This window comes from Nocardia sp. NPDC060220 (assembly GCF_042727815.1).
Lineage (GTDB): Bacteria > Actinomycetota > Actinomycetes > Mycobacteriales > Mycobacteriaceae > Nocardia.
Window position 1 is genome coordinate 1 of record NZ_JBHWZY010000779.1, and the last position, 3,300, is coordinate 3,300.

The 3,300-nt window shown below is 69.9% G+C and carries 1 protein-coding gene; it reads left to right on the forward strand.

The annotated features are described in order from the left end of the window. Positions 1–3,300: amino acid adenylation domain-containing protein (locus tag ACFWF3_RS29480; protein WP_379316871.1), on the forward strand; the 3,300-nt coding region annotated here is incomplete at both ends.

Here is a 3,300-nt window from a genome sequence, read left to right on the forward strand (position 1 = left end):
CACCTACGGCGAACTGAACTACCTGGGCCGCACCGACTTCCAGGTGAAGCTGCGTGGTCTGCGCATCGAACTCGGTGAGATCGAGGCGACCCTGCTGGCGCAGCCGGGTGTCGCGCAGTCGGTCGTCGTCGTGCGCTCCGACGCGCACGCCGGTGACCAGCTCGTCGGTTACCTGGTGCCAGAGGTGGACTCGGCCCTCGACGTGGCCGCGGTGAAGGCGGGCATCACCACCGAACTGCCCGCCTACATGGTGCCGTCGGCCCTGGTCGTGCTGGATGCCTTCCCGCTCAACGCGTCCGGCAAGCTCGACCGTAAAGCGTTGCCGGCGCCCGTTTTCGAGGCGAAGGTGTTCCGTGCGCCCTCGACCCCGATCGAGGAGATCGTCGCCGAGATCTTCGCCGACCTGCTCGGCGCCGAACGCGTGGGCGTGGACGACGACTTCTTCGCCCTCGGCGGCAACTCGCTCGTGGCCACCCAGGTCGCGGCGCGCCTGAGCACGGCGCTCGACACCGAGGTCGGCGTGCGCACCCTGTTCGAGGCGCCCACCGTCGGCGCGTTGGCCGCCCGCGTGGAATCGCACGCGGGCACCGGTCTGCGCGCCGAGCTCACGGCCCGTCAGCGTCCCGATTATCCGCCGCTGTCGCTCGCGCAGCAGCGCATGTGGTTCCTGAACCGGTTCGACGTCGCCGACACCGGCACCTACAACATCCCGGTCGCGGTCCGCCTGCAGGGGCTGCTCGACCTGCCCGCGCTGCGCGGCGCGGTCGCCGACGTGGTCGCCCGCCACGAAACCCTGCGCACGGTCTACCCGGTGTACGTCGCCCCCGAGTCGGGGCGCGCCGCCATGGCCGACGGCACCGCCTACCAGAAGGTGCTCGCCGCCGCGGGCTCGATTCCGGACGTCGAGCTGATCGAGGCCGACGAGACCGACATGGCGATCTCGCTCTACGAGTTCGCCCGTCGCGGTTTCGACGTCACCGCGAACGCGCCGGTGCGCCTTCGGGTCTACGAGCTCAGCGAGCGCGAACACGTGCTGGTGATGGTGGTCCACCACATCGCCGCCGACGGTTTCTCGCTGCGTCCGCTGGTGCGCGACCTGATGACCGCCTACGTGGCCCGCACCGCGAACACCGAACCCGGCTGGCCGCCCCTGAACATCCAGTACGTCGACTACGCGCTGTGGCAGCGCGAGATCCTCGGCGACGAAACCGATCCCACCTCGCTGATCTCCGAGCAGCTCGAGCACTGGCGCGGCGCGCTCGCCGATCTGCCCGACGAACTGCGTCTGGGCCACAAGTCGCGGCCCGCGCAGGCCAGCTACCAGGCGGGCACGCACCGCTTCGAAGTGCCGGGCGAGCTCGTCGAGGCATTGAACCGGGTCGCCCACGAGCACAGCACCACCCTGTTCATGGTGGTGCACAGCGCTTTCGCCGTCCTGCTGTCGCGGCTGTCGGGCACCCCCGACATCGCCATCGGCACCCCGGTCGCGGGACGTGGTCAGCAGGCACTCGACGATCTGGTCGGCATGTTCGTCAACACCCTGGTGTTGCGCGCGCAGGTCGATCCGGGCGCCACCTTCGCCGAGTTGCTCGGTCAGGTCCGCGAGCACGATCTGGCGGCCTTCGCGCACGCCGACGTGCCGTTCGAGCGCCTGGTCGAGGTGCTCAACCCGGCGCGCTCGCAGTCGCGCCACCCGCTGTTCCAGGTGATGCTCTCGTTCCAGAACCTGGGTCGTACCACCCTGGAACTGCCCGGCCTCACGGTCTCCGAGCTGGGCATCGACCAGCACATGGCGAAGTTCGATCTGCAGCTCGCGCTCAGCGAGGTCCCCGCCGACGACGACAGCCACATGGATGCCGAACTCGTCTACGCGACAGATCTTTTCGACGCGGGCTTCGCCGCGACCTTCGGCGCCCGCCTGCTGCGCGTGCTCACCGCCGTCGTGGTCGACCCCTCGGCTCCCGTCGGTGACATCGAACTTCTCGACTCCGCCGAGCGCACCCTGGTGCTCGATCGCTGGAACGACACCGAATTCGCCGTCGACGCCGCGCTGAGCACGCCGAGCGACGACGAACCGGCCACGCTGCACGCGCTGTTCGAGGCTCAGGTCGCCCGGACCCCCGACGCGGTCGCGCTCACGTTCGAGGGGACGAGTCTGTCCTATGCCGAGTTCGCGGGCCGCGTGCGTCAGCTGGCGCGCTGGCTCAAGGACGCCGGCGTCGGCCCGGAATCGTATGTGGCACTGGGTATGCGGCGCTCGATCGATCTGCTGGTCGGCATGTACGCCGTGTCCGCCGCCGGTGGCGCGTACGTACCGCTGGACCCCGATCACCCGGCCGAGCGCATCGAGCACATCCTCGAGACCGCGCAACCGGTCTGCGTGCTCACCTCCGGCGAGAGCCTGCCCGCGGCCGCCGGTCGCGAGGTCCGCATCGACCAGCTCGACCTGTCCGGCCACTCCACCGAGCCGGTCACCGACGCCGACCGGCACCGCCCGCTGCGCTCGGGCAACACCGCCTACGTCATCTTCACCTCCGGCTCGACCGGTCGCCCCAAGGGCGTCGCGGTCAGCCACGCGGCGATCGTCAACCGCCTGGTGTGGATGCACGCCGCCTACGGCCTCGCCGCCGACGACGTGGTGCTGCAGAAGACCCCCGCCACCTTCGACGTGTCGGTGTGGGAGTTCTTCTGGCCCTTGCAGGTCGGCGCGCGCCTGGTGGTCGCCAAGCCGGACGGGCATCGCGACCCGGCCTACCTGGCCCGGCTGATCGTGGCCGAACAGGTCACCACGGTGCACTTCGTGCCGTCGATGATGGCCGTGTTCGTCACCGAACCGCTGGCCGCCGAGTGTGTTTCGCTGCGCAATGTGTTCGCCTCCGGCGAGGGTCTGCCCGCGCCGACCGCGCAGCGTCTGCGCGAATTGACCGGCGCCGCGCTGCACAACCTCTACGGCCCCACCGAGGCCGCGGTCGACGTGACCTATCACGAGGTCACCGATGCCGACATCGAAACGGTGCCGATCGGCGCCCCGGTGTTCAACACCCGTCTGTACGTGCTGGATTCGCGGCTGCGGCCGGTTCCGGTGGGTGTCGCGGGTGAGCTCTACCTCGCGGGCGTGCAGCTGGCCCACGGGTATGTGGGTCGTGCCGACCTGACGATGGATCGTTTCGTCGCCGACCCGTTCGCGCCCGGCGAGCGCATGTACCGCACCGGTGACCTCGTCACCTGGACGTCGGCCGGCGAGCTGGAGTACCTGGGCCGCACCGACTTCCAGGTGAAGCTGCGTGGTCTGCGCATCGA